Raw genomic sequence first — 16,765 nt, forward strand, 5'->3', positions numbered from 1 at the left:
TTTGTTCTTTTGGAGAACATACTAGGCTTCCCGGCGATCGAGGGGCAATGATCGGCGCGGAGGAGGAGCGGGTGCGCGGTGGCGATCTGGACCGGGTGCGGCGCGGGAACCTCGCGGAGGTGCTCGGGCTGGTGCACCGCGCCGGTGCGCTCTCGCGGGCGGAGATCACCAGGGCCACCGGGCTCAGCCGCTCCACGGTCGGCGGCCTCATCGCCCAGCTCGCCGGGCTGGGCCTGGTGACCGAGTCCGAGCCGGGACCCGGTCCCCGGGTCGGCAGGCCCTCGCCGGTGGTGCGCCCGGACCCGGGCTGCGCGGCGCTCGCGGTGAACCCGGAGCTGGACGCGGTCACCGTCGGGCTCGTGCACCTCGGCGGCGAGATCGGCCCCCGGGTGCGCCACGAGGTCGGGCACCCGGTCACCGCCGCGGAAGCCGTCGAGATCGTGGTGGGCGCGCTGGAACCGCTCGCGGGGGATCGCCGGGTGCTGGGCGTCGGCATCGCGGTGCCGGGCCTGGTCCGGGAGGCCGACGGCGTGGTCCGGTGGGCGCCGCACCTGGGCTGGCGGGAGGAGCCGATCGCCGCCGAGGTCCGGCGCGCCACCGGCGTCCCCGCGTCCGCCGCGAACGACGCGAGCCTGGGCGCGCTGGCCGAGCACCTGTTCGGCGCCGGGGCGGGCCTGCGCGACCTCGTCTACCTCAACGGCGGGGCGAGCGGGATCGGCGGAGGGATCATCGCGAACGGCGCTCCGCTCGGCGGCATCGGCGGCTACGCGGGGGAGTTCGGGCGCAACCGGGCTGCCGTCGCGGACCCGGACGACCGGGCGGTGCCCGGGGGCGCGTTGGAGGACGAGGTGAGCCGGGCCCGGCTGCTGGCTCTGCTCGGGGCGGAGTCGGCCGATCCGGGAGAGCTCACCGCGCTGCTGGAGCGGTCGGCGGATCCGGCGGTGCGCGCGGAGCTGGCGCGGCAGGCGCGGGTGCTCGCGGTGGCGGTGGCGGGTGTGATCAACGTGCTGGACCCGGAGGCGGTGGTGCTCGGCGGTTTCCTCGCCGACGTGCTGCGCGCCGATCCGGCGGGCTTCCGCGATCGGGTGCGGGCGGAGGCGGTGGCCGCCTCCGCCGAGGGGGTCCGCATCGTCCCGGCGGCCCTGGGCCCGGACCTCCTCCTGGCCGGCGCGGGCCAGCTGGCTCTGCGCCACGTCCTCACCGACCCCACCGCCGCGGCGTAGCGCGATTTCCTGAGAAATCGCGCCCCCGCCCCGCGGACGGACGCGATTTCTCGCGAAATCGCGGTGCCCGCCGCACGTGGGGGCGCGATTTCTCGCGAAATCGCGGGGGGTCTCGGGTGCGGGGCGCGATTTCTCGCGAAATTGCGGGGAGGGGTTCACGGGAGGGTGGGGATTGGGGTGGGGAAATCACGGGATCATTAAGTAAGTTGTCTGACTTAAATGGTACGGTGGGGCGGGTGAACCGTCCGCCGGGAGCGGGGCCGTTCGGGGTGCCGGACTCGCGGCGGGCGAGGTCGACAGGAGGCGGAAGTGAAGCTGGAGATCCACGAGGACAAGTGCATCGGAGCCGGTCAGTGCGTGCTGACCGCGCCCGATGTGTTCGACCAGCGCGACGAGGACGGCGTCGCGGTGCTCCTGCAGGACTCGCCCGGCGAGTCCGACGAGGCACCGGCCCGCGAGGCGGCGCTGCTGTGCCCGGCGGCGGCGATCGCCGTCCAAGAGGGCTGAAGCGCGGCGGACGTGCCGGGACCGGCTCTCGATCCCGGCTGTCCGCTCTCGGCGGCTCCGGAAAACCAGGTCTCGGACCACCCGATCGGGCGGCTAGACTGATGCGAGCCGACCGCGCGCAGCAGGTCGGCCGTGCATCGGGGGACGCACGTGCTGGGGGAATCGCAGTGCGGTCCCGGTTCGCCGCCTTCGCAGGTCGTGGCGAGTCGGGCCGTGCCGGGTGGCCAAGAGCCACCCGGCTCGTCCGGACCGGCCCGCAGAGCGGGGCCGTCCGTCCCGGAGCGCGGACGCGCGGCGCCGATGCCGCGTCGACGACCGTGCCCGGCCTAGTTCTGTGAGGGGTAACCGAACCATGACCGAATCCACGAGAGCCGTGGACGCGGAATCCGCACGCGGCGCCGCTCCGCCGCGCGCGGCCGGACTGCTGGCCGTGCTGGTGGGCTCGGCCTTCGTCATGATCCTCAACGAGACGATCCTGAGCGTCGCCCTGCGCGACCTCACCGCCGACCTCGGCGTCTCGACCACCACCGTGCAATGGTTGACCAGCGGATTCCTGCTGACGATGGCCGTGGTCATCCCGACCACGGGCTTCCTGCTGGAGCGCTTCACGCCGCGCCAGATCTTCCTGGCCTCGTTGACGCTGTTCAGCGTCGGCACCCTGCTCAGCGCGCTCGCCCCCGGTTTCGGCGTGCTGCTGGTCGGCCGGGTCGTGCAGGCCTGCGGCACGGCGGTGATGATGCCGCTGCTGATGACCTCGGTGATGCGCCTGGTGCCCGCCTCCCGGCGCGGCGCGACGATGGGCACGATCACGATCGTCATCGCCGTCGCGCCCGCGGTCGGGCCGACGATCGGCGGCGCGGTGCTCGCCTCGCTGGGTTGGCGCTGGATGTTCTGGCTGGTGCTGCCGCTGGCGGTCGGCGCCCTGGCGGTCGGCGCGCTGTGGATGCGGCTGGAGAGCGAGACGCGACGGGTACCGCTCGACGTGTTCTCGGTGCTGCTGTCGGCGGCCGGGTTCGGCGGCCTGCTCTACGGGCTGTCCTCCATCGGCGAGTCCGGCGGCGGCAACCCGGTGCCGCCGTGGGCGGTGCTCGCGGTGGGCGCGGTGGCGCTGACCGGGTTCGTGGTGCGCCAGCTGCTCCTGCAGCGCGAGGACCGCGCGCTGCTGAACCTGCGGCCGTTCTCGCAGCGGTCGTTCGTGGTGGCCCTGGTGCTGACCGCGCTGCTGTTCATGTGCCTGCTGGGCGCCGGTGCGATCATGCTGCCGCTGTACCTGCAGACCGTGCTGCACGCCGACACCTTCGTCAGCGGTCTCGCGGTGCTGCCCGGCGGCCTGGTGCTGGGCCTGCTGGGGCGGCCGGTGGGGCGGCTGTTCGACCGCTACGGCGCGCGCCGCCTGGTGATCCCGGGTGCCGGGGCCACGGCGCTGTCGCTGTGGCTGTTCGCGACGCTGGACGCGGAGTCCTCGATCGGTTCCGTGATCGCCATCCACGTGCTGCTCATGGCCGGGCTCGGGATGATGATGACCCCGCTCATGACGGAGGCGCTGAGCTCGCTGCCGGACCACCTGCACTCGCACGGCAGCGCGATCATGGCCACGTTGCAGCAGGTGGCGGGCGCGTTCGGCACGGCCGTGTTCGTCACGGTCGCCTCGGTGGGCAGCAGCGCGCCCGGCGGCGCTCCCGACGCGGGCGGCCTGCGCACCGCGTTCGTGGTGGCCGGGGTGATCGGCCTGCTCGCGTTCGCGACCTCGCTGTTCGTCCGCTCCACGGCGAAGCCGGACGAGCCGGTGGCCACCGCGGAGCGACCGGCGACGGAACCCTCCTCGGCCCGGTAACCGGGCCCGCGCACCGGACTCGGCGCGACCGATCGTCGGTCGCGCCGAGTTCTGCTTCCGGGGCGCGCGTCGGTGACGTGGCCCGCCGATACGCCCGGCGTGCTGCCCCCGGTGGCGAGGCGAGCCGCGGCAGGACGCGCCGGTGGTCCGGGGCTCGGCGCGTCCTGCCCGCCTCCTCCGCGCGGTCACCGCTGCGAGCTGGAGGCGTCCCGGCCCCGCGCGGTGGGGGAGGAGGCCGCGCGGGCCGGGAGGTTCAGGTGCGCAGCGATCCGGACCACCGGTGCGGGCGCGCGCACCGCGCGCAGCGGGCCCGCGCGGGCGGGGGGCTGTGGGCGAGCCGCCGGTGGACCGGGCCGCCGAAGCGGACGCCGCAGTCCGCCGGCTGGCGGAAGAAGCCGTGCTCCAGCGGGACCAGGTGCCACCGGTCGATCAGCACCGAGGTCATCCAGCAGCGCGCCGCTCGCCGCGCGGTCACCGCTGGTGCCGCCAGCGGCCCGGGCAGCGCCGCGGCGCGGACCTCGCGAGCCTCGTCCAGATCTCGTCGCCCCCCGCGACGACGACGTCCCGCACGCTCGGTTCCGGCCGCTCCCCGCGCTCTCCGGACAGCGCGTCCGCCTTCCCGCTGAACAATCCGTCGCGCGTTTCCCCGTGCACCATCGCTGATCCCCTGATCGAGTCGGACTGCGGATGCGCCAGAATCGAAGGCGTTCCGCACCTTCGCTGCCGCACTTCCTGTCGACGATCACGTTGGCTGGTTGCGGATCGGGACCACCAGAGCGCCGATCGTGTGATCAGGAGCGTCAGCGATGACAGGAAGGTGTTGCATGGTCACCACCGCGGGTACTCCCCGGGCCAGGGCGTTGTCGGCCGCCTTGCGCGAAGCGCGGGAATCGAGCGGGATCGGATTGCGCGTGCTGGCGCGCCGGCTCGAAATCTCGCACACCCAGATCTCGCACTGGGAGAACGGGCACCGGGTGCCCGGTGTCGAATCGGTGGCGATGATCCTCGCCGCGCTGCGGGTCTCGCCGGGGGAGCGGGAGCGGATCCTCGACCTGGCGCGCAACACCGGCGAGCCGAGCTGGCTCACCGTGGGACTGGCCGGGATTCCGCAGCAGCTCGCGGGCGCCATCGAATGCGAACGAGCCGCGACCTCCATCACGGAGTGGTCGCCGATGGGGGTGCCGGGCTTGTTGCAAACACCGGACTACAGCGGATCCCTGCTTGAGAAGGTCGACCTGCCGGAAGAGGATCGTGATCTGCGCTTGGTGGTGCGGGCTGGCCGAAGTGAGGTCCTAGCCAGGCGGAACCCGGTTTCGTTCGAAGCATTGATCAGCGAAGCGGTTCTCCGCGAACCGATCGGTTCAGCCCGGATCATGAGCGAGCAGATCGCTCATCTTCTCGCCATGAGCAGCAGGCCCAACATCACCATTCGAGTGATTCCGCTGCGAGTGGGGTGGCACCCAGGTTGGTCAGGTCCGTTCGTGGTCTACGAGTTCGACGGAGCTCCTGCTGTGGTCCATTTCGAGCACTACAGCTCCGGTGCGTTCGTGCCGGTCGAGCACGACGTCGCGGAGTACCGGAAGGCACTGGTGCGGCTTCGTGGCGTAGCTCTGAGCGCGGAGCGGTCGATAGGCTGCTTCGTGCAGGCTCGCGAAGAGTGGGAGGTCGCCCGATGACGGCTGTGCGGTGGCAGAAGTCCAGCTATACCAACCCGAACGGGAACTGCGTTGAGCTGTCGGTGCCTCGCGGGGCGGTGCGGGATTCGAAGGATCCCGACGGGCCCGTGCTGCTCGTGGACGTGGCCGGGTTCCTCGGCGCGGTGCGGCGGGGGCGGTTCGACGGCCCCCGGGCGTGAGGTGCCCGGCAGCGGTGCCCCGGATGCCGGTTCGGGGCACCGCTGCCGGTTTCCCGTTGCGGTGCAACGAGAGTCTCGGTTCGGGCGTCAGCCCGCCGCGCGCAGGCCGGGCGCCGCGAGCTCGTCCGAGCGGGCGCGGGTGCTGAGGTGGATCTCCTCGCCGCGCGCGGTGACGAGCCGCTCGTCGTGGAAACCGGCCGCGACGCGGACGTCGCGGTCCTGCGCGGGCTCCGCTTCGAGGACCACTCGGTCCGCGTCCGGAGCGGCGAACACCATCCGCGCGATGGTGCGCAGGACCGCCGCCGCCAGGCCCGGGTCCTCCCCGGCGGCGGGGCAGGCAAGCACCCGCACGCCGACCGCGCCGCGCCGGGCGCCCAGCGAGTCGTGCGCCGCCTCGTGCTCCGAGGGGAAGGTCTCGAACAGGAAGGCGGGGACGTCGTCGCGGAAGCCGAGGAAGACCTGGCGCTCCGGTTCCCGCAACATCGCCTCCAGGAGCCCGCGGACCCGGGTGTTCCGGTTCGACGGGAGCGAACCCGTGCCCGGATCGAGCAGCCACCGGCGCAGCAGCGTCACGTCGGTGCGGACGTCGACGGGGCGCAGCGCGAGGAATCCCCAGTCCAGGTCGAAGGTCGTGAAGGCGATGTCCTGCGGGGTCCTGCTCCAGGCCACGGGTGTCTCCGTCGAGGTCGCGCGTCGTGCTTTGTTAGGCAAGCCTAACCATATCTCCGGTCTCGGTGCAACGGCTCGCCAGGCCGAGCGGTCGAGGAAGCGGACGGCGTCCGGCAGCGCGTCCCGGCTCGCCCCGGGAGCGGAGCAGCGCGCAGGTGCGCGCTCGCAACGCGCCGCCCCGGCCCGCCCGCGCCGCCCTCACCAGGCGACGGGGAGCTCCTTGACGCCGTAGATCGCGTGGTCGGTGGCGTAGGCGACCTGCTCCTCCGGCACCGCCAGCCGCAAACCGGGGAAGCGGCGCAGCAGCGCGGGGAACGCGATGCGCATCTCCATCCGGGCCAGCGGCGCGCCGATGCAGTGGTGGAGGCCGTGGCCGAAGCCGACGTGCGGGCTCGCCGCCCGCGAGACGTCGAGCCGGTCCGCGTCGGCCAGCAGTTCCGGATCCCGGTTCGCCGCGGGCAGGTTGAACGTCACCAGGTCGCCGCGGCGGATGGTGCTGCCCGCCAGCTCCACGTCCCGGGTGGCCATCCGGGGCGAACCGCTGTTGACCACGCTGAGCCAGCGCAGCAGCTCCTCGACCGCGCCCGGCACCCGCTCGGGATCGTCGCGCACCCGCGCCAGCTGCTCGGGGTGGCGCAGCAGCGCCAGGGTGCCGAGGCCGAGCATGTTGGAGGTCGTCTCGTGCCCGGCGACCAGCAGCAGGTTGCCGATGCCGATGAGCTCGGCGTTGCTCAGCTCCTCGTCGTGGTCGCGGATGAGCATCCCGAGCAGGTCCTGGCCGGGGTCCTGCCGCGCCCGGTCCACCAGGCCGCTCATGTAGGCGAGGGACTGCCGGGCGAGCTCGACCTTCTCCTCCTCCGGCACCGTGCTGTCCAGCTGCCGGCTGGTGCGGGCCTGGAACTCGGGCCGGTCCTCCGGGGGGACCCCGAGCAGTTCGCAGATCACAAGCGAGGGGATCGGCAGCGCGTAGTGCGCGACGAGGTCCGCCGGCGGGCCGTGCCGCTCCAGCGCGTCCAGGTGCTCGTCGACGATGTCGACGATGCGGGGTTCGAGACGGCGCATCCGTCGCACCGTGAACTCGGGGGTGAGCATCCGCCGCAGCCGGGTGTGGTCGGGCGGGTCCAGCGCGAGCAGGTTGCCGCTGCGCTCGCCGGAGAGCTGGCGCGGGTCGCGCGGCGTCCCGTCCAGGTCCTCCGGCCCCCAGCCGTTGCGGAACGCCTCGGCGTCACCGAGCATCCGCCGGACGTCGGCGTGCCGGGTCAGCATCCACGCCGAGGGTCCGAACGGGGTGGGGACGCGGGTGACCCCGGGCCGGGCGCGCAGCGCCTCGACGTCCGGGGCGGGGCCGAACCCGGTGCGGCGGCGCGAGATCGGGGCGGGGTCGGTGTCGGGTCGGGTCATGCGCGCTCCTGTGCGGGTCGGTGGGCCGGGCGGTGTCAAGTCCTCAGTGGACGGACCAGCCGCCGTCGGAGGGCAGCACGACGCCGTTGATGTTCACGGCGTCGTCGCTGAGCAGGAAGGAGATCGAGGCCGCCAGGTGCTCGGGCTCGGCGACCTCCGGCAGCGCGGCCAGCGTCGGACGGATCCGCTCCCGGCCGAACTCGGACGTCATCGCACCCTCGATCCCGGTGGCGACGCCGCCGGGAGCGACCGCGTTCACCCGGATCCCGCTGGTGGCGTACATGAACGCCGCACTGCGGGTGATCCCGACGACCGCGTGCTTCGAGGCGGTGTAGGCGGTCCCGGAGGTGGAGCCGCGCAGCGCGGCCTCGGAGGCGACGTTGACGATGCTGCCGCGCCGCGCGTCCAGCATCAGCGGCAGCACGGCCCGGCTCAGCCGGAACATGCCGTGCACGTTGACGTCGAAGATCCGCTGCCAGGTCGCGTCGTCGACCTCGTGCAGCGGCGCCGCGGAGTCGGTGATCCCGGCGACGTTGGCCAGCGCGTCCACCCGCCCGTCGGCGGCGCGCACCAGGGCGGCCACGTCCCGCTCGCTGGTGATGTCCGCGCGCACCGGCACCACCTCGTGCCCGGCGAGCGCGGTGACCAGCTCGTCCAAGCGCTGCTCGACCACGTCGGCGGCGATGACCCGGCCGCCCTCCCGCGCGACCCGGGACGCGGTCGCCCGGCCGATCCCGGAGCCCGCGCCCGTGACGACGGCGGTCCTGCCGGTGAAGCGGCCCGGGGTGATCCGCTCCTGCCACTCCGGCAGCGGCGGCGCGGGTTCCGGTGCCTCGACCCCGGCGGCGTTGGCCTCGGCCGCGAGCCGTTCGAGCTCCGCGAGGCTCAGCCGCCCGTCGCTCAGCTCCACCAGCCTGGTCATCGGGAACCGCCGGACCGGGTTCAGCGCGGCGGCGTCCTGGTCGTGCTCCGCGAGCATTCCGCGCAGCAGCGGGCCGCCCGCGGGGTGGTCGAGCCAGTCGGCGACCATGGATTCCGGGGTGAGGGGCATGGAGCCTCCGATCGGGGGATCAGCCCTGCGGGTGCAGGGCGCGGCGGACGTGCCGGGCGATGAGCTCGTAGGTCTCCCGCGCCAGCACCGGATCGCGCACGTCGAAGCCGTGACCCGCGTCGGCGACGTCGTGGTGCTCGGCGAGCGCGCCGACCTCCCGCAGCGCTCCGGCGTAGCGCTCGCCCTCGTCGTGCAGCACGTCCGCCCCGGCGGTGATCAGCAGCGCGGGTGCGATGCCGGTGAGGTCGGCGGTGGCGCCCGGCGCGGCGGGCGAGATCAGGCGGTCGGTGCGCTGCCGGGGATCCGGGACGTAGGAGTCGCTGAGCAGCTCGCCCAGCCTCGGCCACGACATCGGACGCCCCTGCGGGGAGCGCTTGGCGCGCAGCGGGGTGCTCAGGTCCAGCACCGGGTAGAGCAGCGCCTGCAGCGCGAGCGCGGGTCCACCCCGTTCGAGCACCTGCCGGGCCGCCGCGGCGGCCAGCGAACCTCCCGCGCTCTGCCCACCGACCGAGAGCCGGGTGCCGTCCCAGCCGTGGCGTTCGCCGTGGGACGCGGCCCAGCGCAGCACCTCGTGGGCCTGCCGGGCCGGCCCGGGGAACGGGTGCCGGGGCGCGAGCGCGTAGTCGACGTTGAGCACCGCGACGTCGGCGAGCTCCGCGACCGCGCGGCACAGCGGGTCGTCGAGTTCGGTCAGCCCGAGCACGAAACCGCCGCCGTGCAGGTTCACGTGCAGCGGGGGCGAGCTCGTCCCGGCCGGGCGGTAGAGCACCGCGCGGGCCGGTCCGAGCGAGGTGGGAACGCTGATCTCGTCGGTGCGGCGGGGGAACTCCGGGAAGCGGTCCAGCGGCGGGCGCATCCCCGCGCGCGCTCCGAGCCGCGCGACCCGGGCCGCCAGCGCGGTCGCGACGGGGTGGGACAGGACGGACATCGTCGTTCCTCTCACGCGGCCGAGCGTTCGCCCCCAACTGTAAGGCAGCCGACTGACTTAGTGGGTTGAGCGTCCGATGCGGGGGAATTCCCTCCGCTCGGCTCCGGCCGCTCCGGTGGCCCGCGCGCACCGGGACGATCGGGGGAGCGGACCCGGACGGGACAGGAGAGTCATGCGACAGATGCGCCGGACGTGGTCCCGCCGGGACCTGGGAGGAGCGCTGCTCGCCGCCGGAGCCGGGCTCGTCGCGTGCTCCGGTGAGCCGGGGCGACCGCGGCCGGCCCCGCCCGAGCCGACTCCGCCGACCGGGGGAGCGCCGGTCGAGCAGGACGCGGTCGCGCTGCCCACCGGGGCCCTCGGCGCGAACTTCAACGGTGCGCCCGAGATCGCGACCTTCGCCGAGCTGGAGGCCGTGGAGGCGAGCTGGTTGCGCGGCTTCTGCGCGATGGGCGATCGGCGGAACGGCGATCTCGCGGTCGACCGGGTCCTGGAGGCCGCGGCCCGCGGTTACGGGACCGCGCTGTCGCTGAAGTTCCAGCACGGCGACGGCCCGTTGCCGCGCCCGGGCACGCCGGAGATGGCCGCCGACGTGAACCGGCTCGACGAGGTGCTGGACCGCGTGCTGGGGCGGGTGGACGTGCTCTGCATCGGCAACGAGCCGTTCCTGGAGACCCGCGAGGCCGATCGCGGCCGACGGCTCAACGAGTACTACGAGGCCCTCACCCGGCACGCCGTCGATCGCAGGCGGCAGCGGCCCGGTGGTGCGCGGACGGCCCTGTTCCTCGGCGCGCTGAACCACCTGGACCGGCCCGGTGGGCGGACTCCGGCCACCGCGCGGTGGCTCGACTTCGCCCGGCGGACCCCGGAGATCGCCGGGGTCGACATCCACCCCCACGTCGGCGCCCCGGACGGTTCCCGCGCCTACCTCGACTACGTGCTGCCGAGGTTGCGCCCGGACCAGAAGATCCTGGTCACCGAGTTCTCGCTGGTGCTGTTCTGGAAGGAGCAGCTGGCCCGCCCGGTCGCGCCCGAGTACGGGCGCCGCTACGGGTTCCCGGTGGGGACCCCGGTGTGGAAGGCGGTGCGCGCGGCGATCGAGGAACCGGTGCCGCAGGAGCAGTGGAACGACCTGTGCTCGCTGAGCCCCTGGTACGAGCAGCACCGGACCTTCCTCCACGACGAGGTGGAGCGGTACCGCGCCACCGGGCGGCTCGCGCTGGCCACCTACGGCATCGCGCAGGACGACCCGATGGTGCGGGACTTCGGCCCGGACAAGATGCCGTGGCTGTTCAACAGCTTGTTCGCCTCGAAGGTGGTCCAGCCCGGGCCGGACGGGCTGCCCGGGCGCGGCTACGCCTGGATCGAGCAGTTCCGCGCGTCGCAGCGACCGGAGGACCGGCGGCCGACGCGGTGAGATTAAATCAGATGATTGACTTACTTCGGTCCGCTGTTCTAGCTTCGGGGGAGGATCCCGAGCACGCAGGAGGCGGCGCATGACCGGATCGGCCGGAGTGTCCGAGTACCCGATGACCCGGGCGGCCGGCTGCCCGTTCGACCCGCCGCCGGAGCTCCGCGACCGAGGCGGGCAGGGCCCGATGAGCCGCGTCCGGTTGTGGAACGGCAGCGAGCCCTGGCTCGTCACCGGCTACGCCGAGCAGCGCGCGCTGCTCGCCGACCCGCGCGTCAGCTCCGAACCGCACCGGCCCGGCTACCCGTTGCCCGCGCCGCTGTCGCCCGGCCGCCGGGCCGGAGTCGGATTCATCAGCATGGACAACCCCGAGCACGCCCGGCTGCGCCGGATGGTCACCGCCCCGTTCACGATCAAGCGGATCGAGGCGCTGCGCCCGGCCGTGCAGCGGATCGTCGACGACCGGATCGACGAGATGCTGGCCGGGCCGAAGCCCGCCGACCTCGTCGAGGCCGTCGCGCTGCCGGTGCCGTCGCTGGTGATCTGCGAGTTGCTCGGGGTGCCCTACGCCGACCACGACTTCTTCCAGGCCAGCAGCCGCGTTCTCATCAACCGCGCCTCCGCGCCCGAGCAGCGGGCGGAGGCGCAGGACGCGCTGCTGGGCTACCTCGACGAGCTGGTCGGGGCGAAGATCGGCTCGCCCGGGGAGGACCTGCTGTCCGGTCTCGGCGAGCGGGTCCGGGCGGGGGAGCTGACCCGCGCCGACGCCGCCCAGATCGGCGTGCTGCTGCTCGTCGCCGGGCACGAGACCACCGCGAACATGATCGCGCTGGGAACCCTCGCGCTGTTCGAGCACCCGGAGCAGCTCGCGCTGCTGCGCGATGCCGAAGATCCGAAGGTCGTGGCGGGCGCCGTCGAGGAGTTGCTGCGCTACCTGAGCATCGTCCACAACGGACGGCGCCGGGTGGCGCTGGAGGACATCGAGATCGCCGGGCGGACCGTGCGCGCGGGCGAGGGCCTGATCATGGCCAACGACATCGGCAACCGCGATCCGGAGGTCTTCGCCGACCCGGACCGGCTGGACCTCACCCGCGACGCGCGCCACCACGTCGCCTTCGGTTTCGGCGTGCACCAGTGCCTCGGGCAGCCGCTGGCGCGGATGGAGCTCCAGGTCGCCTACCGCGCGCTCCTGCGCCGCATCCCCACCCTCGCCCCGGCCGTCGAGCTCGACCAGGTGCCGTTCAAGCACGACGGCTTCGTCTACGGCGTCTACGAGCTGCCCGTCACCTGGTGACGGGCCGGGGTCCGCGCGATGGCGCGCCCGCTCCGGGGCGAACCCGGCCGCAGGGAGATCGCCACCACCTCCGGGCGCCCGCGAACGCGGTGCGGTCGGGCGGGCCCCCGCACGGCGCGACCGCGCCACGGACGGTGGCGCGGTCGGAGTCGCTCAGCGGCGGCCGGTCAGAGCCGCTTGCCGAGGCGCCCGGCGTGCTTGCAGTCGGGGCAGGTCACGCCGCCGTAGAACACCTTCTCCCGGTAGGTGTGCTCCGGGAACGCCCTGCCGCACAACGAGATCGCCTGGCTGTTCCACAGCGAGACGTTCGCGCGGTGGGTGATGCCGTCGTGGATGACCTCCGCGTGCATGTTCTACCTCCACTGCCGTCCTTCGGATGAATCCCTTCCCCGACCGGACGCTCATGTAATCACTCACAGTGGTTACCGTCCCGCTGAACAGGTGATGCCTTGCGGCATGCGGTCAGTTGGAGACGGCGAGCGGTAGATCGTTTTGTGCCACGGCGAACAGCGGTTCCGCCGAACGGGATCGGCGCTGCTCCGCCCGGGCGATCCCCGCGCCGTCGCGGGCGCGCGGATCCCCCGGGGGGTCGAGCCGGCCGCCGCCGGTCAGCTCAGCGCGGCGAGCATCGCCTCGGCCAGCGGAGCGCTGGAGGCCGGGTTCTGGCCGGTGACCAGGTTGCCGTCCCGGACCACGTGCGCCTCGTAGGGCGCCCCGCCCACGTGCCGCCCGCCCCGCTCCCGGAGCCTGCTCGCCAGCAGCCACGGCGCGCCCTCGGCCGTGCCGAACAACCGCTCCTCCTCATCGGTGAACGCGGTCATCCGCCGCCCGGCGAACCGCCAGCTCCCGTCGGTGCCGGTGGCGCTGAGCAGGCCCGCAGGGCCGTGGCAGACCGCGCCGATCACCGCGCCCGCCGCATCGGCCGCGTGCAGCAGCCGACCCAGCTCCGGGTCCTGGTGCAGATCGACCACGGGGCCGTGCCCGCCCGGAATCATGATCGCGGAGTGGTCGGCCGCGTCGATCTCGGCCAGCGGCCGGGGCGGTCCGGCGGCGCGCAGCGCGGCAGCGGCGTGCTCGACGTGCCGCGCGCAGTCCGGGCCGGCGATCTCCGGGTCGGCGCTGTGCCGGTCGAGCGGTTGCAGGACGCCGCCCGGCGAGGCGAAGCGGACCTCGTGCCCCGCCGCGACGAACGCCGCGTGCGGGGCGGCGAGCTCCTCCGCCCAGTAGCCGGTGGGGTAGCGCGAACCGTCGGTGCGCTCCCAGGTGTCGGCGCCGGACATGACGATCAGGATCGTGCTCACTGCTGGTCCTCTCGGAGGGAGTGGCCGTCGCGCGGCCTGGACGACACCGATCGTGTCGGCCGGAGCCCCTTCGCGGGGGCGCACGGCGAGCCCCGCGCGACCTCGGTCGGCGAAACCCAGGACTCGGCGTCCCTGCCAGACGGCGGCGTTGGCGGCGATGATGGGCTGATGGCCCAGCACAACGGTGAACTCGCGGACTTCCTGCGCCGCGCCCGCGCCCTCGGCGACCCGGGACGAGCGGGCCTGCCCGCCGACGGCCGGGTCCGGCGGGTTCCCGGCCTGCGGCGCGAGGAGGTCGCGATGCTGGCGGGCGTCTCGGCCGACTACTACGCGCGGCTGGAGCAGGGGCGACGCATCGTGCCCTCGCCAGCGGTGGTGGAGGCGCTGGGCCGGGCCCTCGACCTGGACGAGGCCGGGCGCGCGCACCTGCGGGCGCTGATCGGCCGCTCCGCCGGTCCGGTGCGGCGGAGGGCGAGCGCGGTCCAGCGGGTGCGCCCCGGACTGCACCAGCTGCTCGACTCCCTCGACGGCACGGCCGCGCTCGTGCTCGGCCGTCGCGCCGACGTGCTCGCGAGCAACCGGCTGGCCCGCGCGCTGTTCGCCGACTTCGACCGGTTGCCCGCGGTGGAGCGCAACTACGCGCGCTGGATCTTCCTGGACCCGGCGGCGCGGGCGCTGTTCGCGGACTGGGAGCCGCACGCGCGGGAGGCGGTCGAGAGCCTGCGGCTGGACGCGGGCGAAGGCCCGGACCGGGGGACGACCGAGCTGGTCGCCGAGCTCCGCGACCGCAGCGCCGAGTTCGCCCGCTGGTGGGACGAGCACCGGGTGCACCAGCGAACCCACGGGTCGAAGCGGTTGCGCCACCCGGTCGTCGGTGAGCTGACGGTCGAGTTCGAGACCCTCACTCCGCCCGGCGACCCGGACACCGCGCTCTACGTCTACAGCGCGCGGCCCGGATCTCCGTCGAGGGAAGCGCTCGACCTGCTGGCCAGCTGGTCGCTGACCCCGGCCCGCGAGCGCTGACCGGCGCGGACCACGCAGCCTGGCGCCACGACCGCGGTGATTCCGGCCGCGCCCGCGCCGAGCCGCGGCAGCACCCGCAGCGCTTCGGCGAACACCGGTTCGGGCGGCGAGATCCGGCTCGCCGCGCGCGGGCGGGCTCGTCGGCAGCCCCGCCCAGGCCGTTGCGGCGGTGCCGCAGCCGATGGGGCGCGAAACCGACCGGGTTCGACGAACCCGGTGAGCTGCTCGGCTCCGCCCCGGGGCCGGGCAGCGGCGCGGCGGCGATGAGGGCGGTCGGACACCGGCGCGCGGGCGCTCCCGTCGCAGGGGTGGCCCGCCGCGCCGCCGGATTCGGGGCAGCGCGGCGGGCCGGTCGGGTCAGGCCACCGGCTCGCGCTCGCCGAGCAGCGCGCGCAGCACCTCGCCCGGCGCGGGTCGGGAGGCGATCTCCGCCGCGACGGCCTGGGCCCGCTGCGCGTAGGACGGGTCCGACAGCACCTTCTCGATCGCGCCGGTGATCTCGGCCGGGGACTCGACGACCACCGCGACCCCGGCGGCCTCGGCGCGGATCGCGTTGATCGGCTGGTCAGCGCCCTGCGGGCACAGCACCAGCGGAATTCCCCGGCACAGCGCGCCGAGCACGGTGCCCGAGCCCCCGGCGCCCACCACGAGGTTCGTCCCGGTGAGCAGGTCCTCGAGCGGGGCGAACGGCACGTAGTGGATCTCGGCTCCGGAGTCGCTCACCTCGTCCGCGCGCTCGGCGTTCGCGCCCGATTCCAGCGCCATGCCGAGCGTCACCCGCAGGTTCAGCGGGTGGTGGGAGACGGCGGTGACGAACTCGGTCAGCACCTCGGGGTCGGAGAAGATGGTGCCGAGCGTGACCAGGACCCCGGTGCGGTCGGGGTGGGTGAACCCGCGCTGCGGGGCGGACGCGCCCTCCGGGCGGCGGTGCGCCCGGCCGCGCATCGGCAGCACCGGCACCTCGCTGGACCAGTCCGGGTCCTGGAGCGCGGCCGGCCACGGGTCCAGGTAGCTCGTCGCGGCCACCGGGCTCAGCCCCGCCTCGCGGTAGTAGCGGGCGGCGGTGCCCTCGATCATCTCGACGGTCTCGGCCGGGCGGCCCGGCCCGATTCCCGCCTCGTGCCAGGGGATCCCCAGGGTCGCCGCGATGAGCGGGCCGATCGTGTCGTAGGACTCCGCGACCACCGCGTCCGGCTCCCAGTCGCGGGCGCGGTCGAGGGATTCGGCAGCGCCGAGGTCCAGTCGGGTCGCGCCGAAGAGCTCCCCGACCGCGACCGGAGTGGGTCGGAGCGGGTCGGTGCCGGTGCGTCGCGCGGCTTCGCCCACGAACTCCATCGGCGAGGGACCGGCGGGCAGCATCCGGACCCCGGGCGCCAGCTCGCCGGTGACGGCTGGCCGGAGCTCCTCGTGCGTCATCACCGCGACCTCGTGGCCGTCGGCCAGCGCGGCTTCGATCAGCGGGGCGAGGGGAAGCAGGTGGCCGTAGGCGGGGACGGCGCTGAACAGCACGCGCACGGGGCGACTCCTGGATCTCGACGGGAGTGCGCGCGGGTCGCGCACTCGACCGGGGCGGGACCGCCCGCGTCGGGAAGGGGCGATCACCGGAACCCAGGTTAGGCCCGGCGGAGAGCGGGAACCGTCCGCCGAGGCGGGAAACCCGTCGCCGCGGGGAATTCCCGCGCTCGTGCCACAGTGGACCCCGCTCGGGCGCCCCGGTGCTCAGCGCACCCGCGCCCGCAGGCCGTCCAGCACCAGCTCCAGGCCGCGCTCGAAATCCGCCGGACCGCCGGGTTCCCGGTCGATCGCCCCGGCGCTGGCGGCCTGCAGGGCGGTCTGCTCCTCGGTGGTGTGCCCGAAGACCAGGTGCAGGAAGGTGCGGGTGGCGACCTCGACGAGATCCTCCGGCAGGCCGCCGTCGCGCAGCGCCGCCCGCAGCAGGCCCGCCGGCTCGTCCGCGCCGAGGCCGAAGGTGTGCGCGGTGGCGACCACCTCGGCCCCGTCCCGGTAGGCGAGCATGGCGTCGCGCAGCTCCGCGCAGAGCTCGACGACCCGGCCGTCCCAGGTCGTCGCGTGCCGCGGGCGCCTGCCGCGGCGCACGATCTCGTCGGCCACCGCGGTCAGCAGCGTCTGCTTGTTCGGCACGTGGTGGTACAGCGCGCTCGGCTGCACTCCCAGCTCGGAGGCCAGGCGACGCATCGTGAGCGATTCGAGCCCGTACTCGTCGAGCACTCCCAGCGCCCTCTCGACCACGTCCTCGCGGTGGTAGCGCAC

The 16,765-nt window shown here is 74.2% G+C and carries 18 protein-coding genes; 8 read left to right on the top strand and 10 right to left on the bottom strand.

Annotated elements, in window-relative coordinates:
• The first annotated feature begins 47 nt into the window (after positions 1–47).
• The 3 genes from ACL03H_RS01725 to ACL03H_RS01735 all read left to right on the top strand — a co-directional run bounded on the left by ACL03H_RS01725 (position 48) and on the right by ACL03H_RS01735 (position 3,564).
• The gene (locus ACL03H_RS01725; protein WP_412809232.1) at positions 48–1,223 is read left to right on the top strand and encodes an ROK family transcriptional regulator; all 1,176 of its coding nucleotides are present in this window, start codon (positions 48–50) and stop codon (positions 1,221–1,223) included.
• 309 nt (positions 1,224–1,532) lie between these two features.
• Positions 1,533–1,730: a ferredoxin gene (locus ACL03H_RS01730; RefSeq protein WP_412809233.1), complete on the top strand. Its 198-nt coding sequence runs from the start codon at positions 1,533–1,535 to the stop codon at positions 1,728–1,730.
• A 352-nt stretch (positions 1,731–2,082) separates the two neighbouring features.
• A complete protein-coding gene (locus tag ACL03H_RS01735) occupies positions 2,083–3,564 on the top strand; it encodes an MDR family MFS transporter (RefSeq protein ID WP_412809234.1) in 1,482 nt (493 codons plus the stop codon).
• Between the two features lie 253 nt (positions 3,565–3,817).
• Here the strand turns inward: ACL03H_RS01735 and ACL03H_RS01740 are convergent, their stop codons facing one another.
• Entirely contained in the window at positions 3,818–4,039 is a 222-nt protein-coding gene (locus tag ACL03H_RS01740) for a hypothetical protein (protein WP_412809235.1), read from the bottom strand.
• Positions 4,036–4,221, bottom strand: a complete 186-nt coding sequence (locus ACL03H_RS01745) for a hypothetical protein (RefSeq protein ID WP_412809236.1) — start codon at positions 4,219–4,221, stop codon at positions 4,036–4,038. The genes ACL03H_RS01740 and ACL03H_RS01745 overlap by 4 nt, the downstream gene beginning before the upstream one ends.
• A gap of 167 nt (positions 4,222–4,388) precedes the next feature.
• Here ACL03H_RS01745 and ACL03H_RS01750 point away from each other — a divergent pair, with 167 nt between their 5' ends.
• Both ACL03H_RS01750 and ACL03H_RS01755 read left to right on the top strand, forming a co-directional pair.
• Complete coding sequence (locus ACL03H_RS01750) at positions 4,389–5,240, top strand: helix-turn-helix domain-containing protein (RefSeq protein WP_412809237.1); 852 nt, start codon at positions 4,389–4,391, stop codon at positions 5,238–5,240.
• A complete protein-coding gene (locus ACL03H_RS01755; protein WP_412809238.1) occupies positions 5,237–5,419 on the top strand; it encodes a DUF397 domain-containing protein in 183 nt (60 codons plus the stop codon). The genes ACL03H_RS01750 and ACL03H_RS01755 overlap by 4 nt, the downstream gene beginning before the upstream one ends.
• Before the next feature lie 87 nt (positions 5,420–5,506).
• Here ACL03H_RS01755 and ACL03H_RS01760 read toward each other — a convergent pair whose 3' ends face one another.
• From ACL03H_RS01760 to ACL03H_RS01775, 4 genes are all read right to left on the bottom strand, one after another.
• The gene (locus tag ACL03H_RS01760) at positions 5,507–6,088 is read right to left on the bottom strand and encodes a GNAT family N-acetyltransferase (protein ID WP_412809239.1); all 582 of its coding nucleotides are present in this window, start codon (positions 6,086–6,088) and stop codon (positions 5,507–5,509) included.
• Positions 6,089–6,286: 198 nt separating this feature from the next.
• Complete coding sequence (locus tag ACL03H_RS01765; protein WP_412809240.1) at positions 6,287–7,489, bottom strand: cytochrome P450; 1,203 nt, start codon at positions 7,487–7,489, stop codon at positions 6,287–6,289.
• Between the two features lie 43 nt (positions 7,490–7,532).
• On the bottom strand, positions 7,533–8,540 hold the full coding sequence (locus tag ACL03H_RS01770; RefSeq protein WP_412809241.1) for an SDR family NAD(P)-dependent oxidoreductase: 1,008 nt from the start codon (positions 8,538–8,540) through the stop codon (positions 7,533–7,535).
• Positions 8,541–8,559: 19 nt separating this feature from the next.
• Positions 8,560–9,468, bottom strand: coding sequence for an alpha/beta hydrolase fold domain-containing protein (locus ACL03H_RS01775; protein WP_412809242.1), 909 nt, complete (start codon positions 9,466–9,468; stop codon positions 8,560–8,562).
• Between the two features lie 172 nt (positions 9,469–9,640).
• Between ACL03H_RS01775 and ACL03H_RS01780 the strand changes: the two genes are divergently transcribed.
• A complete protein-coding gene (locus ACL03H_RS01780) occupies positions 9,641–10,882 on the top strand; it encodes a hypothetical protein (RefSeq protein WP_412809243.1) in 1,242 nt (413 codons plus the stop codon).
• A gap of 79 nt (positions 10,883–10,961) precedes the next feature.
• The gene (locus ACL03H_RS01785) at positions 10,962–12,170 is read left to right on the top strand and encodes a cytochrome P450 (protein ID WP_412809244.1); all 1,209 of its coding nucleotides are present in this window, start codon (positions 10,962–10,964) and stop codon (positions 12,168–12,170) included.
• Between the two features lie 167 nt (positions 12,171–12,337).
• Here ACL03H_RS01785 and ACL03H_RS01790 read toward each other — a convergent pair whose 3' ends face one another.
• A complete protein-coding gene (locus ACL03H_RS01790) occupies positions 12,338–12,520 on the bottom strand; it encodes a hypothetical protein (protein WP_412809245.1) in 183 nt (60 codons plus the stop codon).
• A 258-nt stretch (positions 12,521–12,778) separates the two neighbouring features.
• Complete coding sequence (locus ACL03H_RS01795; protein ID WP_412809246.1) at positions 12,779–13,471, bottom strand: type 1 glutamine amidotransferase domain-containing protein; 693 nt, start codon at positions 13,469–13,471, stop codon at positions 12,779–12,781.
• 168 nt (positions 13,472–13,639) lie between these two features.
• Between ACL03H_RS01795 and ACL03H_RS01800 the strand changes: the two genes are divergently transcribed.
• Positions 13,640–14,494, top strand: coding sequence for a helix-turn-helix transcriptional regulator (locus ACL03H_RS01800; protein WP_412809247.1), 855 nt, complete (start codon positions 13,640–13,642; stop codon positions 14,492–14,494).
• Between the two features lie 357 nt (positions 14,495–14,851).
• Here the strand turns inward: ACL03H_RS01800 and ACL03H_RS01805 are convergent, their stop codons facing one another.
• Complete coding sequence (locus ACL03H_RS01805) at positions 14,852–16,009, bottom strand: glycosyltransferase (RefSeq protein WP_412809248.1); 1,158 nt, start codon at positions 16,007–16,009, stop codon at positions 14,852–14,854.
• A gap of 204 nt (positions 16,010–16,213) precedes the next feature.
• Positions 16,214–16,765, bottom strand: coding sequence for a TetR/AcrR family transcriptional regulator C-terminal domain-containing protein (locus ACL03H_RS01810; protein ID WP_412809249.1), 552 nt, complete (start codon positions 16,763–16,765; stop codon positions 16,214–16,216).

It is taken from the genome of Saccharopolyspora antibiotica (assembly GCF_047200635.1).
GTDB lineage: Bacteria > Actinomycetota > Actinomycetes > Mycobacteriales > Pseudonocardiaceae > Saccharopolyspora_C.

Bases quoted from the DNA above. Each gene is read 5' to 3' on its own strand.
- ACL03H_RS01725 (WP_412809232.1), top strand. From the start codon at position 48: ATGATCGGCGCGGAGGAGGAGCGGGTGCGCGGTGGCGATCTGGACCGG.
- ACL03H_RS01735 (WP_412809234.1), top strand. From the start codon at position 2,083: ATGACCGAATCCACGAGAGCCGTGGACGCGGAATCCGCACGCGGCGCC.
- ACL03H_RS01745 (WP_412809236.1), bottom strand. From the start codon at position 4,221: ATGGTGCACGGGGAAACGCGCGACGGATTGTTCAGCGGGAAGGCGGAC.
- ACL03H_RS01750 (WP_412809237.1), top strand. From the start codon at position 4,389: ATGGTCACCACCGCGGGTACTCCCCGGGCCAGGGCGTTGTCGGCCGCC.
- ACL03H_RS01755 (WP_412809238.1), top strand. From the start codon at position 5,237: ATGACGGCTGTGCGGTGGCAGAAGTCCAGCTATACCAACCCGAACGGG.
- ACL03H_RS01765 (WP_412809240.1), bottom strand. From the start codon at position 7,489: ATGACCCGACCCGACACCGACCCCGCCCCGATCTCGCGCCGCCGCACC.
- ACL03H_RS01770 (WP_412809241.1), bottom strand. From the start codon at position 8,540: ATGCCCCTCACCCCGGAATCCATGGTCGCCGACTGGCTCGACCACCCC.
- ACL03H_RS01775 (WP_412809242.1), bottom strand. From the start codon at position 9,468: ATGTCCGTCCTGTCCCACCCCGTCGCGACCGCGCTGGCGGCCCGGGTC.
- ACL03H_RS01780 (WP_412809243.1), top strand. From the start codon at position 9,641: ATGCGACAGATGCGCCGGACGTGGTCCCGCCGGGACCTGGGAGGAGCG.
- ACL03H_RS01785 (WP_412809244.1), top strand. From the start codon at position 10,962: ATGACCGGATCGGCCGGAGTGTCCGAGTACCCGATGACCCGGGCGGCC.
- ACL03H_RS01790 (WP_412809245.1), bottom strand. From the start codon at position 12,520: ATGCACGCGGAGGTCATCCACGACGGCATCACCCACCGCGCGAACGTC.
- ACL03H_RS01800 (WP_412809247.1), top strand. From the start codon at position 13,640: ATGGCCCAGCACAACGGTGAACTCGCGGACTTCCTGCGCCGCGCCCGC.